Origin of the sequence: Plantactinospora sp. B24E8 (assembly GCF_039871735.1) — a bacterium.
Taxonomy (GTDB): domain Bacteria; phylum Actinomycetota; class Actinomycetes; order Mycobacteriales; family Micromonosporaceae; genus Plantactinospora.
The window spans coordinates 88559-105868 of sequence record NZ_JBDPMH010000015.1 but is presented as its reverse complement, the minus strand read 5'-3'; the positions used below and the strand labels follow the sequence as shown (position 1 = coordinate 105868).

The window sequence follows — 17310 nt, the reverse complement described above, 5'->3', positions numbered from 1 at the left end:
GTTACGCTTTCGTACCTGTCCGCCTCATCGAAGGGTCTCTCTCGACATGGCAGCGGTGTCAGCAGCGCGGCGTCTGGCGGCGCGGTTCGGGCGGGCCGGTGGTCCGGTCGCCCGGATGCTGGCCCGGCTCGTCATGCTGGCCGGCTGCGCGGTGGTCGGTTTCCTCGCCTTGGCCATGCTGGACGGGTCCGCGTCCGCCGACGACCGTTCCCACCGGGACGGTCGGAACGGACTGCTCGACCGGGTGGTCGACGCGGAGCCCCGGCTCACCCGCCGGCTGTCGGACCAGCTACCGCCGCCGACCGTGGACCGCAGACCTCCGGTACGCGTCCCGGACCGTGCCCGTGTCCCGGGGCCGGGGCCGACCCTCGACCGCAGGTCGCCGGTACGGACACCGGAGCGGAAGCCGTCGGCACCGGCACCCGATCGGACCCCCTCCGTACCGACACCCGATCGGACCCTCTCCGTACCGGCGCCCGACCGGGTGCCGGCGGTACGGACAACCGACCGGGCACCGGCCGGACGACTTCCGGTGCGGGACGTGCCGGTAAGAGTCCCGGATGGGGATCTGACCAGCTTACTGCTGGACACCGGCGCCACCCTGGTGTTCGCCGTCCGGTCCGTGGACGACGTCGTGGCCGCGCCGGCGAGCGCCGTACCACCGCTGCCGGCGGCGGTGCCGAGGCTGCTGACGGCGGTGCCGAGGCTGCTGACGGTGGTGCCGACCGCGGCGACGGTGGTGGATCCCGTGGTTTCCGGTGCGACCGGCGTGGTCGGCAGGCTGCTGCCCGGCCTACCGACGACGGCTGCCGGCCCCGGACTGCGTCGCCACGACGTGATGCTGCTCCAGCGGGCCGGTCCTGTCGGTCCCGAGAGCCCATGCCCTGACGCGGTGGTGCCGCTCGGACCGGCGGCCGGGACCGGACCGGACCCGGCGCCGCCGGCTGGGCCGACCTGGCGGCTCGCGGCCGAGGCGGACGTTCCGGGCCCGGCCGCCACGCCCCGTCGTCCGGCCGGGGACCCCGCACCCGTCACCCCCGTTCCGCCACGCCGGCCGGACGGTGTCGGCCCCAGCGGTCAGCGGGTCGGTCAGGCGGGCGGCGGGGCCGGTCAGGCGGTGACGCTGCCGGCGGGGGCCGGCTGTTGTACCCCGCCTCGCGCGGATCCGACACCCCCGCACATCGACGCGTACGGCGCCGGTCGCTGGCCCGCCGTACCCGCGCTGCCCGGCTGACCCGGCCGCTGACCGCCCTCGGCGTCCGGGGCTGTCATCCCTCCGTCGAGTCCTTCCGGTGACCCGGAGGGTGTACGGAGTTCTTCCACCGATCGCACGGCGTCGGCCGTCGGCGCATCCGACGGCCCGGTCGACGGTGGCGCGTTCGTCGAGCTCGTGATCAGTACCACCCGGACGCACCGGGTGGATACCGAGGTTGTCGCAAGGCTTGGGTACCCAGATCGGAGTGACCTCATGATCCGCGTGGTGATCGTGGAGGAAATGGGTCTGTTGCGGGGCGCGTTACGCGCGATGTTGTCGAGTGAGGAGGACCTGGAGGTGGTGGCGGACCTCCACGAGTCGGGTGACCTGGTGGCACTGGCCCGTACGCGCCGACCGGACGTGGTCGTGGCCGACCTGGACCTGCCGGGGGTCGACATGCTGGCGGTGCTGGCGCGGCTCGCCGTGGAGGCGCCGGACAGTGCGGTGCTGACGTTGAGCGCCCAACTGACCTCGGAGGTGTTGCAGCGGGCGCTGCGGGCGGGCGCGCGGGGAGTCGTCGACAAGAACGTGCCCCCGGGCGAGCTGACCCGGCTGGTCCGCGCTGTCGCGGCCGGTGAGCGGGTGGTCGACCCCGGCGCCGCGGTGGCCGCGCTGATGCCCGTCGAGGGTCCGTTGACCGAGCGGGAACTCGAGGTGTTGCGGATCGTCGCGGAAGGACTGCCGTTGAAGGAGATCGCCCGTCGGTTGTTCCTCGCTCACGGCACGGTACGGAACCACCTGTCGGTGATCATGCGTAAGACGGGGACGCGGAACCGCCTGGAGGCGGTCCGACAGGCGCAGCGCGCCGGCTGGCTCTGACCGCCGACGCCACGCTGTCGGGTGCCGCCGACCGGGCCGGTCCGGGCCGGATCGACGGCGCGCGGCTGCTCCAACAGGCGCGTCCCAGGTACTCGTGTTTGAATGTTTACGCGTAGTGATCTCGTGATGACAAGTGGCAGGGGTGAACGTGATTCGGACGCTGCTCGCGTTGAACGGCGCTCTCATCCGTGGCGCGCTGGCCTTCGTACTGACCACTCAGGAGGACATCGAAGTCGTCGCCGAGGTGGAGCGGGCCGAGGACATCGCCCCGGCACTGCGGGCGCAGCGTCCCGACGTGGCGGTCGCGGACGTCAAACTCTTCGGCGCCGGTGTGCTCTCCGGACGGAACGTGGCCGCCGAGCCGCCACCGGTGCTGGTGCTCGTCGATCCGCGCCGGCCCCGGATGCTCGGGGAGGCGCTGCGGGCGCAGTGTCAGCGGCTCGGTTTCCTCGGCAGCGACGTCGCACCGCAACGACTTGTCGACGCGGTACGGCAGCTCGCGAACGGCGGCTCCGTCGTCGACGCCGACCTGGTCGTGGCGGCGTTGAACCGGGACAACCCGCTGACGCCACGCGAACTGGAGGTACTGGAGATCGCCGCCGAGGGGTGGCCGGTTCGGGAGATCGCCAGCAAACTCTCCCTGTCGCCGGGAACCGTCCGCAACCATCTCTGCAGGATCGGGGGCAAGACCGGGGCCCGGACCCGGATCGAGGCGGTCCGGATCGCCCGGGAGCGGGGCTGGGTCTGATCCGTGCCGGGAGCGGGCCCGCCCGACCTGCCTACAGCACCGGTACGCCGGTCCGGTCGGCGAACCAGCGGGCCTGTTCCCGGTCGTTGACCAGCGGCTCGCCCTTCAGGTTGAGACTGGTGTTGAGCAGCATCGGGCAGCCGGTGCGCCGCTCGAACTCCCCGAGCAGGTCGTACAGGCCGGGGTGCTGATCGCGGGTCACCGTCTGGACCCGGCTCGTACCGTCGACGTGCACGATGCCGGGAAACGCCCGCGGGTCGCGGCACCGGGCGGTGAACTGCATGTACGGCGACGACCGCACCGGCATGTCGAAGTAGCGGTCGGCGAGTTCCTGCCGGATCACCGGTGCGAACGGCCGGAAGGGTTCCCGTCCCTTCACCCGGTTGACCCGGTCCCGGCTGTCCCCGGGGCGCGGGTCGGCCAGCAGTGACCGGTTGCCCAGCGCGCGGGGGCCGAACTCGGCCCGGCCGCGGGCCACCCCGACCGGCCCGCCGGCGTCCAGTGCCGTGGCCAGTTCCGCGACCGGGTAGTCCCCGGGGATCAGGGTGCCGAGGTACGGCCCGGACCAGCGGAGCTGGCGGCCGAGGAGCGCGGCGGCCGCGCCGAGACTGGAACCGGCGTCACCGGGGTTCGGCATCAGGGTCACCCGGTCGAAGCCGGAGTGCCGGGCCAGCACCTCGTTGACGACGCAGTTGAGCCCCAGCCCGCCCATCACGGTCAGCGTGTCGCCCGGCACCCGGTTCCGCAGCCAGCGGGCCGCCGTGAGCAGGACCTCCTCCGTCACCACCTGGATGCTCGCGGCCAGGTCCGCCGGGTCGGCGGAGGGCTGCCAGTCTCCGATGCCCCGGTGCACGTTGCGACGCAGCCGGAAGGTGGGCGGGGTCAGCGCGATCAGTTCCTCCTTGATCCGGTCGACGTGACGGGGCCGACCGAGCGCGGCCAGGCCCATCACGATGAACTCCTCCTCGTTCGGGGTGAAACCGCAGCGCCGGGTGAAGGCGCTGTAGAGCAGGCCGAGACTGTGCGGGTAGCGGCAGCGGGCGTACACCTGGTGACGGCCGTCGCGGAACTCGCCGAGGGTCAGCGTCTCGAACTCGCCGATCGCGTCGGCGGTGAGTACGGCGGTCCGCGCCGTCCCGCTGGTGAAGTGACCGGCGGCGGCGTGCGCGTGATGGTGTCCGACGTGGTGGACCGGCACGCCGCGCAGTTCGGGCAGGCCGAGTCGGGCCAGGTAGCGCCGGGGCAGGTCGGTGCGGGACACCGCGTGGCGGAGCTGCCCGGCCCGGAGGTGTCGGAGCTTTTTGCGCAGCGGACGTTCGTACCAGGCGACCACGTCCGGACGTCCCCAGGAGAGGGCCTCGGCGAGCAGGCCGGGGGCGAGCTCCGGGTCGTTCTTGCGGCGAGAGTAGCGTTCGGCGTGCCCGGCGAAGAGGATCTCGTCGTCCCGGACGACGCAGGCCGCGGCGTCGTGGGAGAGGGCGCTGAGCCCGAGCACCTGGGTCAGTCTGCTCACCACCGATACCCGGCGACAATTATCGAAGAGAGTCTATCTGCTCCGGGTCGGCCCGGGAACCGTCGATTCGAGCCGTCGACTCCGTTGCCGGTCCCGAGTGCGGTGGCGCCGCGTCCGTCGGCCCCGCCGGAGCGCCCCGCCAGTGACCGACCAACTCCCGGTAGGTCGCCGAGCCGGCGAGCAGTTCGTCGTGCCGTCCCGACCTCGGACGGCCGCCGTCCAGCACCAGGATCCGTCGGGCCCGCAGCGCGGAGCTGATCCGGTGCGCGACCACCACCAGCGCACCGGGCCGGGCCGCGAAGGCGAGCTCCACTCTCGCCTCGGCGGCCGGATCCAGGTGGCAGGTCGCCTCGTCGAGAATCACCAGGGGGGCGGGGGAGAGGTAGGCGCGGGCCGCCGCGACCAACTGCCGCTCACCGGCCGACAGCGTGCCGGGGTCGAGCGTCGCGGCCAGGCCGCCGACCCGGTGCACCAACGGCCCCAACCCCAGCCGGTCCACCACGGCCGACAGGTCGGCGTCCGGTGCGTCCGGACACAGGTAGCGGAGGTTGTCCCGCAGGGTGCCGGTGAAGACGTACGCCTCCTGCGGGATGAGCACCCGACGTGCGGCCAGGCCGGCCGGACCGCTGCCGTCGACCGGTGACCCGCCCAGCCGGACCGTGCCGTGTTGCGGCCGGAGCAGCCCGGCGAGCACCGCGGCGAGGGTGGACTTCCCGGCGCCGCTCGGCCCCACCACAACCAGGTGGTCCCCGTCGGACAGGGTCAGGTCGAGGTCGTCGAGCACCGGCCGGGCGTGCGTGCCGTACCGGAAACCGACCCCGACGAGTTCGGCGTGCGGCGTCGGACCTGTCCCCGGCGATCCGATCGGTGCCACCGCCGGTGGCGCGTCGTCGGCCTCCCCCGCCAGGCCGGGGGACGTCGGCGGGCCCGGTCGTGCCGTCGCGGCGAGGATCCGGTCCAGGGTCACCGCATACCGCAGTCCGCCTCCGGCGATCCCCTGGACCAGCGCGTGCAGCGCCGGTTGCAGGCCGGTCGCGACGTACACCAGGGCGCCGAGCACGGCGCCGGCGGTGAGTCCGGACCGGACCAGCCACGGCGCGGCGAGCAGCAGGACCGCCAGCGGTAGCCAACCACCGACGGCCAGGCTCAGGCTGCGCAGCGCGGCCATCCTGGCCAGCGCCCGCTCGGCCGCCTCCTGCCGGTCCACCTGCCGGCCCACCCGCTCGGCGACAACCTCCTGCCCGCCGCAGGCGGTCACGTCCCGGTGGCCGGTCAACGCGGCGCCGGCCTCGGTGCCGAGCAGTTCGTCCGCCCGGACGTACGCCCGCTGCCGACCGATCATCGCGGGCAGGGTGGCGGCGAACAGCAGCAGACCGACGGCCAGCGGCACGGCGACCACCGCCGCGACGAGCGGGGTCAGCGAGAGCAGCCCGAGCAGCGCCGCACCGGCGGTGAAGAGGAAACCCCGGACCACCATGACCAGACCGGCGAAGGTGTCCCGGACGATCTCCACCTGGTGGGTCAACCGGGCCACCGCGGCGGTGTCCGGGCGGGCCCCGGCGCTGGTCGAGTGGTACAGCGCACCACTGACCACCCGGTGCGCCAGGTCGTCGCGGACCGGTTCGACGATGTCACCGAGGCAGGCGTACGCCCGGAGGGTGCCGACCGCGCCGACCCCGATCGCGGCGGCGAGCAGCGCGAGCCAGGCCAGTCCGACGCCGGGCCGACCCGCCAGGAAACCGTGGTCCACGGCGCGGGCGGTCAGTTGACCGGCGAGCAGCGCCGGCAGCGCCTCGGCGGCCGACCACGCCGCGAGCCGGCCGAGCGGGCGGCGTCGACGGCGCAACGCCCCGGTGGTGAACCGGAGAACTCCACTCACCGGATCACCTCCACCGTCCCACCCGTTGTCCCGGACGCCGCCGGCTCCGGGCGGTCCGCTGACAGTTGCGTGGTCGGCCGGTCAGATGCCGGCTCCGGGCCGGGGCGCTCCGGCGCCGGGCCGGGCTGGAAGACGGCCCGGTAGGCCGGGTCCTGCCACAGCTCCCGGTGCCGACCGACGCCGCGCAACCGTCCACCGTCGAGCCAGGCCACCAGGTCGGCGGCGGCGGCGGTGGCCGCCCGGTGGGTCACCACCAGCCGGGTACGACGATCCCGCTGCGCCGTGACGGCCCGGGTTATCCGGTGCTCGGTGGCGGTGTCCAGACTCGACGTCGCGTCGTCCAGGATGAGCAGCCGGTCGGCGAGCAGAGCACGGGCCAGACCCAGCCGTTGCGCCTCACCGCCGGACATCGGCGTGTCGACGAGCCGGGTGGCGTACCCGTCGGGCAGTCGCTCGACGAAGTCGTGGATGGCGGCGGCCCGGGCCACGCCGGTGAGCCGTGCCGTCGGCGCCGGGGGCCGCGGTCCGGCCGGGTGTCCGTGCTCGGGTCCGTCCGGGTGTCGGTCCCCGGGGCCGGCCGCGCCGAGGAGGATGACGTCGGCGACGGTGTCACCGATCAGGACCGGACGTTCGAAGCCGTACCCGACGGCGCGGCGGAGTACCCGGCGGCGCAGCCGACGCAGCGGCACCCCGTCGAGCAGCACCTCGCCGGCGTCCGGGTCACGTAGCCGTCCGGCGACCGCGGCCAGGGTGGACTTGCCCGCGCCGGAGGGACCCACCACGGCCACCGTGGCACCGGGCGGCACCCGGAGGTCGACGGCGTCCAGCACCGGTCGGCCGTCGTCCGTACAAACCGTCACACCGTTCAACAGCAACGCGCCGGGCCCGGGCGGCAGGGTCGCGGTACCGTACGCCAGCACCGGTTCGGTGAGCACCGTCGCGACCCGGTGCGCGCCCGCCCTGGTGCGGATCAGCCGGTTCAGCGTGGCGACCACCGCGCCGAGCCCGGCACCGAGCGCGGCGTACTGCAGCGCCGCGAAGAGCTGTCCCGGGGTGAGTCGGCCCTGCGCCACCGACCAGCCGCCGACCGCGACGACCGCGAGCTGCAGCAGCGGTGCGATCGCCGCCGTCCGGGCGGAGGCCCGGGCCAGCGCCGCCCAGGTACGGGTGCCGTGCCGGCCCAGTTCGGGCAGCGGTGTCAGGATCCGGTCGATCTCGACGTCGACGGCGCCGGCGGCGGCGATGGTACGGGCGCCGTGCAACGCCTCCGACAGTCGTCCGGCGATCCGCCCCTGCGTCCCGAGATAACCGGCCGCCGCGGCGGACGCGTCGGTGAGGAAGGTCCGCAGCCCGAGGGCGAGCACCAGCAGCCCGGCGACAAACGTCGCGGCGAGACGCCAGTCGAGCAGGGCGAGCGCGATGACGCTGCCCAGCGAGGGGAGTGCGGCGGTGAGGCCGAGGACGACGGTGGCCCCGACCTGGCCGGCATCGGCGGCCTGCCCGACGAGCCGTCCGATCAGGTCGCCGACCGGGTGCCGGGCGGCGGCGCGCGGGTCGAGGGCGAGCAGGTGTCGGAGGAGGTGGTGGCGCAGTCGGGCGGTGGCCCGGGCGGTGCCCGTACCGGCGGCCAGGTTGCTCAGCGTGTCGGTGGCGACGAGCACCACCACCAGGCCGCAGGCGACCAGCGGCCATGAGGGGTCGGTCTCGCCGAGCGCGGCGTCCACGGCCAATCCGAGCGCCGCGGGGAGTAGCAGTTCGGCCCCCGCACCGAGGAGCGCGACGATCGCGAGGATGCCGGTCCAGCCGCCCCCGTACCGGATCGCCCGGCGGAGCAGCCGGTCGCCGTCGTTGGGCATCGCATCACGCTCCCGGTCACAGGGGGTTGCCCTGGGTGGGCACGTTCACCCACCCAGGGCCCCGGACGCACACTGCTCAGTTGCAGGTCGTCACGGACAGCGAGCTGTCGCCGCAGAGCAGCAGGCTCGCGCGGCTGCCGCCGCCACCGCCGCCACCGGTGCGGTCGGTCAGCTCCATGCCCTGAAGGTCGAGAAGCGCCATGGTGTACACCTCCCCTCGAGGTATCGGTTTCATCGTGCCCCCCGCTCGCGCGGGGGGAGCTGGGTCGCGCCGGTGAGCGGCGCGAGGAACGGCAGCGTCGTCGAACGGCCGCCCCGGGCCGCCCCGGTGGCGAGCAGGACGCCCGCCGTGCCGGTGGCGAGGTCCATCGACAGCCGCAGCAGCTGCTCGCCGGGGAAGGCCAGGAACCCCCGGTACGGCATCGCGTGCCAGGCCAACCGGGACACCTGGCGGTGCAGCTCGGCCCGGTCGGCGGCCGTGGTGCGATCGGTGTCGGCACCTGTCGTGCCGGTCCCGCGGGTGTTGCCCGATGGGGTGCCGGCCAGGGTGTCCGCCCCGGTTCCGGGGTCCGCACCGTCGACCCGGGCGGCCAGGTAGGCGATGATGCCGGCCCGTCCGGCGAACAGGCCGGACTGGGCGTAGAAGGGCGCCCGGGCCGCCTGCCGGATGGCGTCGGCCGAGGCCACCAGGTCGGGTTCCGGGCGGTGCCGCAGGTACTGGTCGAGGACGATGCCGATGCCGACACTGCCGTGGGCCAGGTACGGCATCGTCCGCCAGCCCTCGTTGACCTCCAGCGCGCCGTCCGGGCGCAGTACGCACCGGCGCAGGTCGTGCCGGAGCGCGGCACCGGCCCGGTCGAGCAGCGTACGGTCACCGGTCAGCTCGTACAGTCGGACGAACATCAGGGCGGGGCCGCTGCGTCCCCGGGTCAGGCCGGCGCACGGGTGCTGCCCACCGCTGATCTCCGGCCCGGTCACCGGGCCGACGCTGTCCGGGTCGTCACCGTCCGGTCCGGCCGGTGACACCGGCTCGCCCAGCCGTTCGGCGACCAGTTCGGCGGCGCGCCACGCGGCGTCCCGCAGCCCCGGTTCACCGGTGCGTCCGGCGAACTCGGCGAGGTTGAGCGCGATGCCGGACAGTCCGCTGACCAGGTCCGGCCCGAGTTCCTGCCAGGGTTCCCGCAGGCAGATCTCGAGTACGTCGAGGGCCTCCTGTCGCCGGCCGAGACCGTCCAGGGCGTACGCGACCCCGTGCAGTCCGTCCCAGAACCCGCAGCGGGTGCCGGAGGTCGGGTTGAGGGCCCGGGTCACCAGCCAGTCCACGTGTCGTTCGTCGGGCTGCCCCGCCCCGGTGACCCGCAACGCGTGCAGTACGCCCGCGGCGCCGTACCCGAGGTTGAGTCCGCCGGTGCGGAACTGGTCGATGTCGCCGGGGAAGAGCCGGTCGTCGCGGTCGGGCGTGGCACTGGCCAGGATCGCCCCGGCGATCCGGTTCCGCAGCTCGGGCCAGCTCTCCTCGCCGGCGCCGAACGGTTCCGCGCCGGGCACCGGCCGGGCGACCGGCCCGCGGGAGACCGCCGAGCTGGAGACCGCGGCGCCGCTGATCTCCTCGACCGCCCGGTCCAGGAAGTCGCGCGGGACGGGGAAGTGCGCCGAGATGATGTCGGCGAAGTGGGCGGCCTTGGTCGGGGCGAGCCGGACCAGCGGGGTCAGCGGCAGGAACAGCGCGAGCCGCAGGCAGGCGAGGGCGTACCGGTCCACGGCGGACCCGGTCCGGTCGCGGGGAGCGGCGAAGCCCTGGTTTCGCAGGGCGGGTCGGGTCGCCTCGCCGACCGGCGCGGCGACCTCGAAGTCGACCAGGGTCACCCGGTCGTCCGGCCCCACCATGATGTTGAACAGGTGCAGGTCGCCGTAGACGACGTCGTGCGCGGTGATCGCGTCGACGATCCGTTCGACCTGTTCGTGGATCCGTATCGCCCAGTCGGTGTAATCGGCGAGTTGCCGGTCCGTGGCGTCGGGGTCCACCAGCGGGTACCGCTCGACCAGCAGCTTGTTCAGCGCGCGGCCGTCGATGTACTCGAGGGCGAGGAAGTGGTGGTCGCCGAGGGTGAACTGGTCGTGCACCCGGGCCACCTGGGGTACGTCGGCGAGTCGGCGCAGCATCTCCGCCTCGCGGTGCAGCCGGGTCACCGCGTCCCTGCCGTCGGCGTCCAGGCCGGCGTGCGGGCGGGCCTCCTTGAGCACGACCTGGGTGTCGGTCCGCAGGTCGCGGCCGACGTAGAGGCCGCCGCCGTTCGAGAAGTGGATGACCCGTTCGATCCGGTACGGCAGGTCGGTGGTGGAGACGGCACCGCGGGCGGCGACGTGCGGCTCGAGGAAGGCGGGCGGCTCCACCCAGTCGGGTACGTGGAACACCGGGTCGCGACGGTCCGGCACCAGTGTGCCGGTGTTGTCCTCGATCGCCGGTACCACCTGACCGTCGTCGGAGAGGCAGTAGCGCGCCGCGAAGCCACCGTAGCGGACGTAGACCGGGCCGGCGCCGTAGCGCAGGTCGCTGAGGATGTACGGGCCGACCTCGCCGTCGAGTCGCTCGGCGAGTTCCTTGCAGGCCAGCTCGAGTTCGGCCTCGTCCCGGGGGTAGACGGTGACGAACTTGCCACTGGAGCCGCGACGGGCGTACTTCGAGTTGCGCAGCAGCAGCATCCGGGGGCCGCGGAGGAACTTGAACGAGAGGCCGCGAGGTACGCAGTAGTCCCAGACGCTCTCCAGCACCCGCTCGGCGTTGGCCAGACCGGCCGAGACGTGGATCTTCCAGCCCTGCTGCGGCAGCGATCCGTCCTCGGGTCCGTAGATGAACCAGTCGTCGCTCGGCTCGCGGCGCCAGCCCGTCGGTACGGGCCGGTCGGCCACGGCGAAATCGTCGGTGACGGCGGTGGTGGTGCTGAGGGAGTCGTAGAACAGCGGGTCGACCGCGCAGTAGGCGTCGTATCGTTCGTCCATTGTCCCGGCTCCTCGGTTGCTACCTGGGGACCTCTGTTTCATCGACGCATCCGAGTCTCCTTGGCGGCTCCGAGTTGTTACTAGTGTGTTAAGTCATCCTCCGGCGTGCGTCCCGCACGGGTACTTATGACAAATGTCAGGGCGAGCGATTGATTGATGTCGACCTATATAGACATGTCCGGAAAGTGTGCCTGACGCCGAGTCGTGCGACTGTTCTTCCGTCATCCGCGGGTCGGGGTGCGCCGGGTCCACGAATGTGAATATGAATGGCCCTACGAGGGCCTTCCGCTGGGATGGTGAAGTATGGGCGAACTGCCCTGCGGCCTGCGGGATAAGCCGTACCCGACCGGGTGCGAGGCGCCCGGCAGGACGAGGTGGCGGTGATCGTCCACATCGTCAGGAAATGACGAGGCGAATAGCCCTCGGATTTGTTCGGTGGCCTCCGACGAGACCGGTGTGCCGGCTCACGTCCGATGTCGAACATCCTTCACCGGCTGGCCGCCCGGTCGATATCGGCCGTTCATCCGAGCGGTATGCGCAGTTCGGTCAGCGGCCCCGACAAACACGAACACCCCCGCTGTCCGGGTACCGGTTCCAACGGAATCGGTACGGACCGCGGGGGTGGGCGCGGCGGGCCGGCAGGTGCGGCCCCGCGTTCACTGTGAGGGCTGCGGCACCTCGCACTCGATCTCCGGGTTGAGGCCGACGTAGTTCAGCGGTCCCGCGATGATGGTCACCACCGTGGTGCCCGCCTCGGCGCAGTTGTTGTTGTCCCGGTCGAAGTAACCGCGCTGCCCGGCGGCGATGGCTCCGATGATCAGCCAGATCACCACGATCACGCCGCCTATCGATCCGTAGCGCACGATGGCCTCCTCGCAGGGGAACGGGATCGACAGCCGGTGGCCCCGCCGACTGTCGACGGCCCTGATACCCGGTGCGGTGGGCCCGGCAAACGTGGTGCTGGTCGGCAGGGTGGCGGTCGACCGAGCGTCCGGACCCGGGTCGGCACGGCAGGTCGACCGACTCGCCGTGCCGGTGCCACGCCACCGGGGCGGATCCGCCGCCCCGGCCGGCCCGCGTGTTTCCATGTGGACCAGGAGGCGTACCGGAGGGGTCGGCGCCGGCGGGAGGACGGGGGAGGACCGATGCGGGAGTCAGCGCCCCGACCCACCCCGCCGACCGCCGAGGCCGACGGGCGGCTCGTCAACCGGCACCGCTACGGCGACGGCGGCGCGGTGCACCGGTACGTCGCCGACCCGTACCACCGGGTCCGTCGGGAACTCGCGATCCGGATGCTGCTCGACGGGCTCCGGTCGGATGACGACGTCGGCGTCGCGCCGGCCCCGGACGCCACGCCGAACCGGGACGCCCGGAACGGCCGACCGGTGAGCCGGACGCCGAGCACCCGGGTCACCGGCCGCCCGGTGCTCGAACTCGGGTGCGGGCCGGTGAGCATGCTGGCCGACGTACCGGATCCGCCCTGGCCGGCGGTGGTCGCGGACCTGGCCCTCGACGTGGTCGTGGCGGCCCGCCGACCTGCCGTCGGCGCGCTCTGCCTGGACGCCACCCGCCCCTTCCCGCTGCGGACCGGCACGCTGGCCGGCGTGCTGATGGGGGAGCTGATCGAGCACGTCTACGACCCGCTCGCGTTGCTGCGGGAGTGTCGCCGGGTGCTCGCCCCGACCGGGCTGCTGGTGCTGACCACACCGAACCTGGCGGCGTTGCAGGACCGGCTCACGTTCCTCTTCGGCCGGGCGCCCCGACAGGTCAACCCGGCCCACCCCTACCTCTGGATGCACATCCGCCCGTTCACCGTGTCGCTGCTGGGCGACGTGCTGCGGCGGGCGGGGCTGGAACCGGTCCGGGTCCGGTCCAACTACGTCGGCTGGCGGATGCGCGGCGGGCGGTGGGTGAAGTCGCGCACCCTGGCCCGGCTGCTGCCGGGACTCGGCGGCTCGCTGGTGGTGGCCGCCCGACCCCGGTGAAATACCACCATCCATAATGGTTCGTTACCGATTGACCTGCGACTATCATGAGTGGATCGTCGTCGGGCGGGGAGTGACAATGGCGCGCCTTCTCAGCTGGGTCGCCAGCAACCTCGATGCCTTCTTCGGACTGGCCATCGCGCTGACCGTGGCCATCCTCGGAATCATCGACGACGTGCCGCAGGACGTGGTCAACAGCGTGATCCTGTTGATCCTCGCCCTGCTCGCCCAGGCCCTGCTCCGGGAGCGGTGGCGGCGGGACACCGCGGAGAAGGCGAGCCGCCGGATGCTGGCCGAGAGCAACACCCGGCTGGATCAGCTGCTGCCGCACCTGGCCCAGATCACCGCGGACGACGGCGTACTGGCCCGGGCCCGGTCGGCGATCAACAGCGCCTCGATGGTCCGGGTGCTCAACGGCGCGGAGGTCGGCGCGGCGCACGCCGAGGCCCGGGCCCAGACCGACCGGTGGCGGTTCCGGGGCGGCACCGGCACCTACACCCGCGCGGTCACCCTGCCCGAGTGCATCGAGCACGCCCGACGGCGCAACGGCACCCTCGACTTCGGCATCGAGATCATCGACCCGACGGACGAGCAGGTCTGCGAGCGGTACGCGCAGTTCCGGCGCAGTCTCTCGGCACGTCCCGACGCCACCGGAGAGCGGTGGACGGTGGACCGGACCCGCAAGGAGTCCTATGCCACCGTGCTCGCCGCCTGCTGGCACCAGCAGCGGTCCGGACTGCTCAACATCGACGTACGACTGTCCGGTCGGATGAGCACGTTCCGCTACGACCTGTCGTCCAGTTGCGTCATCATCACGCAGGAAAATCCGCAGACTCCGGCACTTCGCATCGATCGGCGGGAAATCTACTACCACCGTTATAGCATCGAGCTGCAGTACAGCCGCGAGCAGAGCCGTCGGGTCCCGATCGAACAGGCGAGGCAGGTGCAGCTGGACGACGAGCCGTCGGTCGAACAGACCCGCAGGCTCTTCGTGGCGCTCGGTCTGCCCCTCCCGCGCGCCTTCGGTGACCGGGAGGTCTCGGACATCATCGTGAAGGCGATCCAGGCGAGGAACCCCTACGAGTGATGAACTATCCCGAGCTCTACCAGGAGATCGGCCGTGGCACCGGCAGCCGGCGGGTGCACGCCTGGGTGATCGACGTGCTGACCGAGATCGCGGACGGTCGCCGTCAGCTGCGGGCCGTCCGCCATCCGCTCGGGTTCATCTGCCTGCCGATCGACCGCAGCGGCGACGACGGTGTCTGCGTCCACCTCTGGGCGGCGGACCGCCCCGCCACGGCACCGGTCACCTCGGGCATGCACTCGCACAGCTGGGACCTGCTCAGCCAGGTGCTCTACGGCGAGGTGCGCAACGAGATCATCGAGGTGACCGAGTCCGCCGTCGCGCCCACCCACCGGGTGCACGAGGTACGCAGCCGGGGTGACCTGGACGAGATACGGCCGACGCCACGACTGGTCCGGGCCCGGCTCGGCGCCGTGGAGCGGCACGCCGCCGGAGCCACGTACGCGTTGTCGGCCGGTAGCTTCCACACCTCCGAGGTGCCCGACGGCGCGGAGGCGGTCACCGTCGCGCTCGGCCGGACCGCACCCGGAACCCACGACCTCAGCCTGGGCCCACTGCACGGGCGGGTCGAACAGAGCCGACGGGTGCGCTGTGACGCGGTGGAGACCGCGCGGGCGGCCCGGGGGATCGCCGAACGGGTGGCGGCGCACGCATGACAGGTGACGAGCGGTAGACCCGCGGCGAGGCTGGAGGAGTCCGATGGCGCGTACCAGGACCAGGACGGGGACCCCACCCGATCTCCGGGAGGCCCGACGGTTCGCCGTCGAGGCGGCCACCGCCGCCGGGCACCTGCTCCGGGAAGGGGTACGCGGCGAGCTGAACGTCCGCGCCAAGGGCCCCGGCGACGTGGTGACCGACCTCGACTTCGCCGCCGAGCGGCTGCTCGTCGAACGGATCCGGGAACGCTTCCCGGCGCACGAGATCTTCGCCGAGGAGGGCGGCCGGTACGCGGCGGCCGAGGACACCTGGACCTGGCTGGTCGATCCGCTCGACGGGACCAACAACGTCGCCATCGGGTTGCCCGCGTACGTGGTCGGGCTCGCGCTCTGCGCGGACCGGGTGCCGGTGCTCGGGGTGGTGCACGACCCGGTCTCCGGGCGTACCTGGTCGGCTGTGCGCGGCCACGGTGTGGTGGTGCACCCCGGAACGACGGCGGACCTCGCGGCGGCCCCGGTACCGCTGCGGGTGCCGCACCGGCCCGTGCCGGCGGCGCCGGTGCTGGCCTGGACCCAGGGCCACGACGTACGCCGGGACGACAGCACGCTGCGGGCGTTGAAGGTGGTGCTGGACAGCACCGCCCGGCGGGTCCTGCAGCTCTGGGCGCCGCTGCTCTCCTGGGTGATGCTGGCCCGGGGCGACATCGACGGCATCATCGGCTACCGGCCGGAGGCGGTCGACCTACCGGCCGGTGTGCTGCTCGCCACCGAGTCGGGGATGGCGGTCCGTGCCCTCGACGGCGGCGAGTTCGACCCCCGGATCGGCGTCCCGGCCGAGCGGCGCAGTTTTGTGGCCGGCCCGCCGGAGAGCATCGACCGGCTGGTCAAGCTCGTCACCGCCGCCCAGTGGATCGAGCCGGAGATGCGCCGGCTCACCCCGGTCGACCCCGCCACCGTCGGCTGGTGATGTCGGAGGGAGTTGCTAACTTCCGCAGGTGACCTACCAGAACGTGCACCCGGTCCGGACCGTCCGCGCGTCGCGCCGGCACCGACGGACTGGACGACGGTCGGCAGACCTCGGCGCGGATGACCCTTTCCGGTCGTCCGGCCCGGGCCGGTGGCGCCGGCGTCTCAGGAGACGAGTAGCAGGGCGCCGACCGTGGCCGTCGTGCAGCAGACCGCGAGCACCAGGCCGGTGGCCATGAACCGGCCCAGTGGCACCCGTACGCCGTACGCGGCGCAGCGCTCGTACCAGATCAGGGTCGCCAGCGAGGCCCACGGGGTGGCCAGCGGCCCGACGTTCGTCCCGACCAGCAGGGCGAGCAGCTGGGTGTGGTTCGCCTCCGGGATCGCCGCCTCACCGGCGACGTACGCCGGCAGGTTGTTGACCACGTTGGAGAGCGTGGCCCCGGTGGCGCCGGCCCGGAACGCGCCCAGCGCACCCGGGTCGGCCCCGACCAGGGCGGTGACCAGTTCCTCCAGGCCGTACCGGCCGACCGTCTGCAGCACCAGGAAGAGGCCGGTGACAAAAACCAGCAACCGCCACGGGACCAGGGCCGGAGTGAGCCGCTCCCGGGCCCGGAACAGGAAGCCGACCAGCACGATACCGGCGGCGACCGCCGAGGCGAGCCCGATCTCGACCCCGAACAGGATGCCGGCGACAAAAAGCAGGCAGGCGGTGAGCGCCGTCCGGTAGAGGACCGGGTCGGCGGGAGCCTGCGGAGCCGGTGGTGTGAACCGGTCGGCACCGCGCCGGCCCCGCCGCCAGTACCAGCCCCAGAGCGCGACCATGGTGACGGCGATCGCCACCAGTTGCGGCAGCCACATCCGGGCGGCGAACGAGACCGGTTCCAGGTTCACCCGACCGGCGGCGAGAATGTTGGTCAGGTTCGACACCGGCAGCAGCAGGCTGGCGGTGTTCGCGAGCCAGACCGTGGTCATCGCCAGCGGCACCGCCGGGATGCCGAGCCGGACGGCGAGCGCGAGCATCACCGGGGTGAGCAGGACCGCGGTGGTGTCGAGGTTCAACGCGATCGTGGTGACCGAGGCGAAGAGTACACAGAGCAGGAACAGCGCGGGATAGCTGCCGCGCGCGGCGGCGGCCAACCGGGCGGCGATCACGTCGAAGACGCCGGCGGTCGCGGTCAACTCGGCGACGATCACGATCGTGCCGAGGAAGAGCAGGATCGGCATGATCCGGGCCATCGTGGCGTCGGCCTCGGTGGTCGGCAGCAGACCGGTCAGGACGGCGAGCACTCCGGCGACCAACAGCCCGACCGCGATCCAGTCGAGCACCCCCAGCCGCCGCCACCAGGGCCGACGTGTCGGATCGGGGACCGGCGGGGCAGGGGCGTCGGGCCGGCTCGGCGCGACGGAGTCGTCGGGTCTGCCCGGCGCGACGGAGGAGGACGGGCCGTCCTGGTCAATGCCCACAGGCCAGGATCTTAGACACCACGACGGGTCGCCCGGCGGGGCCGCAGGTGGCGTCGTCCGGCCCGGCCGCCGGCGTCGCGGG

General features: G+C 73.0%; 14 protein-coding genes. 7 read left to right on the top strand and 7 right to left on the bottom strand.

The features are described 5' to 3' along the window. Window positions 1-46: 46 nt before the first annotated feature. From ABGB21_RS21720 to ABGB21_RS21710, 3 genes are all read left to right on the top strand, one after another. Entirely contained in the window at window positions 47-1234 is a 1188-nt protein-coding gene (locus ABGB21_RS21720; RefSeq protein WP_347652497.1) for a hypothetical protein, read from the top strand. Between the two features lie 246 nt (window positions 1235-1480). Continuing rightward, window positions 1481-2074 (top strand): response regulator transcription factor, encoded by a 594-nt coding sequence (locus ABGB21_RS21715; RefSeq protein ID WP_347652496.1) that lies wholly within the window; start codon window positions 1481-1483, stop codon window positions 2072-2074. A gap of 142 nt (window positions 2075-2216) precedes the next feature. After that, the gene (locus ABGB21_RS21710) at window positions 2217-2822 is read left to right on the top strand and encodes a response regulator transcription factor (protein ID WP_347652495.1); all 606 of its coding nucleotides are present in this window, start codon (window positions 2217-2219) and stop codon (window positions 2820-2822) included. Between the two features lie 31 nt (window positions 2823-2853). On the opposite strand, the gene ABGB21_RS21705 is transcribed toward ABGB21_RS21710, so the two are convergent. The 6 genes from ABGB21_RS21705 to ABGB21_RS21680 all read right to left on the bottom strand — a co-directional run bounded on the left by ABGB21_RS21705 (window position 2854) and on the right by ABGB21_RS21680 (window position 11933). Beyond that, window positions 2854-4335, bottom strand: a complete 1482-nt coding sequence (locus tag ABGB21_RS21705; RefSeq protein WP_347652494.1) for a carbamoyltransferase C-terminal domain-containing protein — start codon at window positions 4333-4335, stop codon at window positions 2854-2856. A gap of 19 nt (window positions 4336-4354) precedes the next feature. Then, the gene (locus ABGB21_RS21700) at window positions 4355-6214 is read right to left on the bottom strand and encodes an ABC transporter ATP-binding protein (protein ID WP_347679241.1); all 1860 of its coding nucleotides are present in this window, start codon (window positions 6212-6214) and stop codon (window positions 4355-4357) included. Continuing rightward, complete coding sequence (locus tag ABGB21_RS21695) at window positions 6211-8070, bottom strand: ABC transporter ATP-binding protein (protein WP_347652492.1); 1860 nt, start codon at window positions 8068-8070, stop codon at window positions 6211-6213. Before ABGB21_RS21695 ends, ABGB21_RS21700 begins: the two co-directional genes overlap by 4 nt. 76 nt (window positions 8071-8146) lie before the next feature. Continuing rightward, window positions 8147-8272, bottom strand: a complete 126-nt coding sequence (locus tag ABGB21_RS21690) for a SapB/AmfS family lanthipeptide (protein ID WP_347652491.1) — start codon at window positions 8270-8272, stop codon at window positions 8147-8149. Window positions 8273-8301: 29 nt separating this feature from the next. Then, on the bottom strand, window positions 8302-11070 hold the full coding sequence (gene lanKC / locus ABGB21_RS21685; RefSeq protein WP_347679239.1) for a class III lanthionine synthetase LanKC: 2769 nt from the start codon (window positions 11068-11070) through the stop codon (window positions 8302-8304). Between the two features lie 656 nt (window positions 11071-11726). Further along, entirely contained in the window at window positions 11727-11933 is a 207-nt protein-coding gene (locus ABGB21_RS21680) for a hypothetical protein (RefSeq protein WP_347652489.1), read from the bottom strand. A gap of 282 nt (window positions 11934-12215) precedes the next feature. On the opposite strand from ABGB21_RS21680, the gene ABGB21_RS21675 reads away from it, so the two are divergent. From ABGB21_RS21675 to ABGB21_RS21660, 4 genes are all read left to right on the top strand, one after another. After that, the gene (locus tag ABGB21_RS21675; protein WP_347652488.1) at window positions 12216-13055 is read left to right on the top strand and encodes a methyltransferase domain-containing protein; all 840 of its coding nucleotides are present in this window, start codon (window positions 12216-12218) and stop codon (window positions 13053-13055) included. A 79-nt stretch (window positions 13056-13134) separates the two neighbouring features. After that, window positions 13135-14142, top strand: a complete 1008-nt coding sequence (locus ABGB21_RS21670; RefSeq protein ID WP_347652487.1) for a hypothetical protein — start codon at window positions 13135-13137, stop codon at window positions 14140-14142. Next, on the top strand, window positions 14142-14795 hold the full coding sequence (locus ABGB21_RS21665; RefSeq protein WP_347652486.1) for a hypothetical protein: 654 nt from the start codon (window positions 14142-14144) through the stop codon (window positions 14793-14795). Before ABGB21_RS21670 ends, ABGB21_RS21665 begins: the two co-directional genes overlap by 1 nt. A 43-nt stretch (window positions 14796-14838) precedes the next feature. Continuing rightward, on the top strand, window positions 14839-15762 hold the full coding sequence (locus ABGB21_RS21660) for an inositol monophosphatase family protein (RefSeq protein WP_347652485.1): 924 nt from the start codon (window positions 14839-14841) through the stop codon (window positions 15760-15762). A 164-nt stretch (window positions 15763-15926) separates the two neighbouring features. Here ABGB21_RS21660 and ABGB21_RS21655 read toward each other — a convergent pair whose 3' ends face one another. Then, window positions 15927-17228 carry an SLC13 family permease gene (locus tag ABGB21_RS21655; RefSeq protein ID WP_347652484.1) on the bottom strand — a complete coding sequence of 434 codons (1302 nt, stop codon included), beginning with the start codon at window positions 17226-17228 and terminating at the stop codon, window positions 15927-15929. Between the last annotated feature and the right edge of the window lie 82 nt (window positions 17229-17310).

Bases quoted from the DNA above. Each gene is read 5' to 3' on its own strand.
- ABGB21_RS21720 (WP_347652497.1), top strand. From the start codon at position 47: ATGGCAGCGGTGTCAGCAGCGCGGCGTCTGGCGGCGCGGTTCGGGCGG.
- ABGB21_RS21695 (WP_347652492.1), bottom strand. From the start codon at position 8,070: ATGCCCAACGACGGCGACCGGCTGCTCCGCCGGGCGATCCGGTACGGG.
- ABGB21_RS21690 (WP_347652491.1), bottom strand. From the start codon at position 8,272: ATGGCGCTTCTCGACCTTCAGGGCATGGAGCTGACCGACCGCACCGGT.
- lanKC (WP_347679239.1), bottom strand. From the start codon at position 11,070: ATGGACGAACGATACGACGCCTACTGCGCGGTCGACCCGCTGTTCTAC.
- ABGB21_RS21675 (WP_347652488.1), top strand. From the start codon at position 12,216: ATGCGGGAGTCAGCGCCCCGACCCACCCCGCCGACCGCCGAGGCCGAC.
- ABGB21_RS21670 (WP_347652487.1), top strand. From the start codon at position 13,135: ATGGCGCGCCTTCTCAGCTGGGTCGCCAGCAACCTCGATGCCTTCTTC.
- ABGB21_RS21665 (WP_347652486.1), top strand. From the start codon at position 14,142: ATGAACTATCCCGAGCTCTACCAGGAGATCGGCCGTGGCACCGGCAGC.
- ABGB21_RS21660 (WP_347652485.1), top strand. From the start codon at position 14,839: ATGGCGCGTACCAGGACCAGGACGGGGACCCCACCCGATCTCCGGGAG.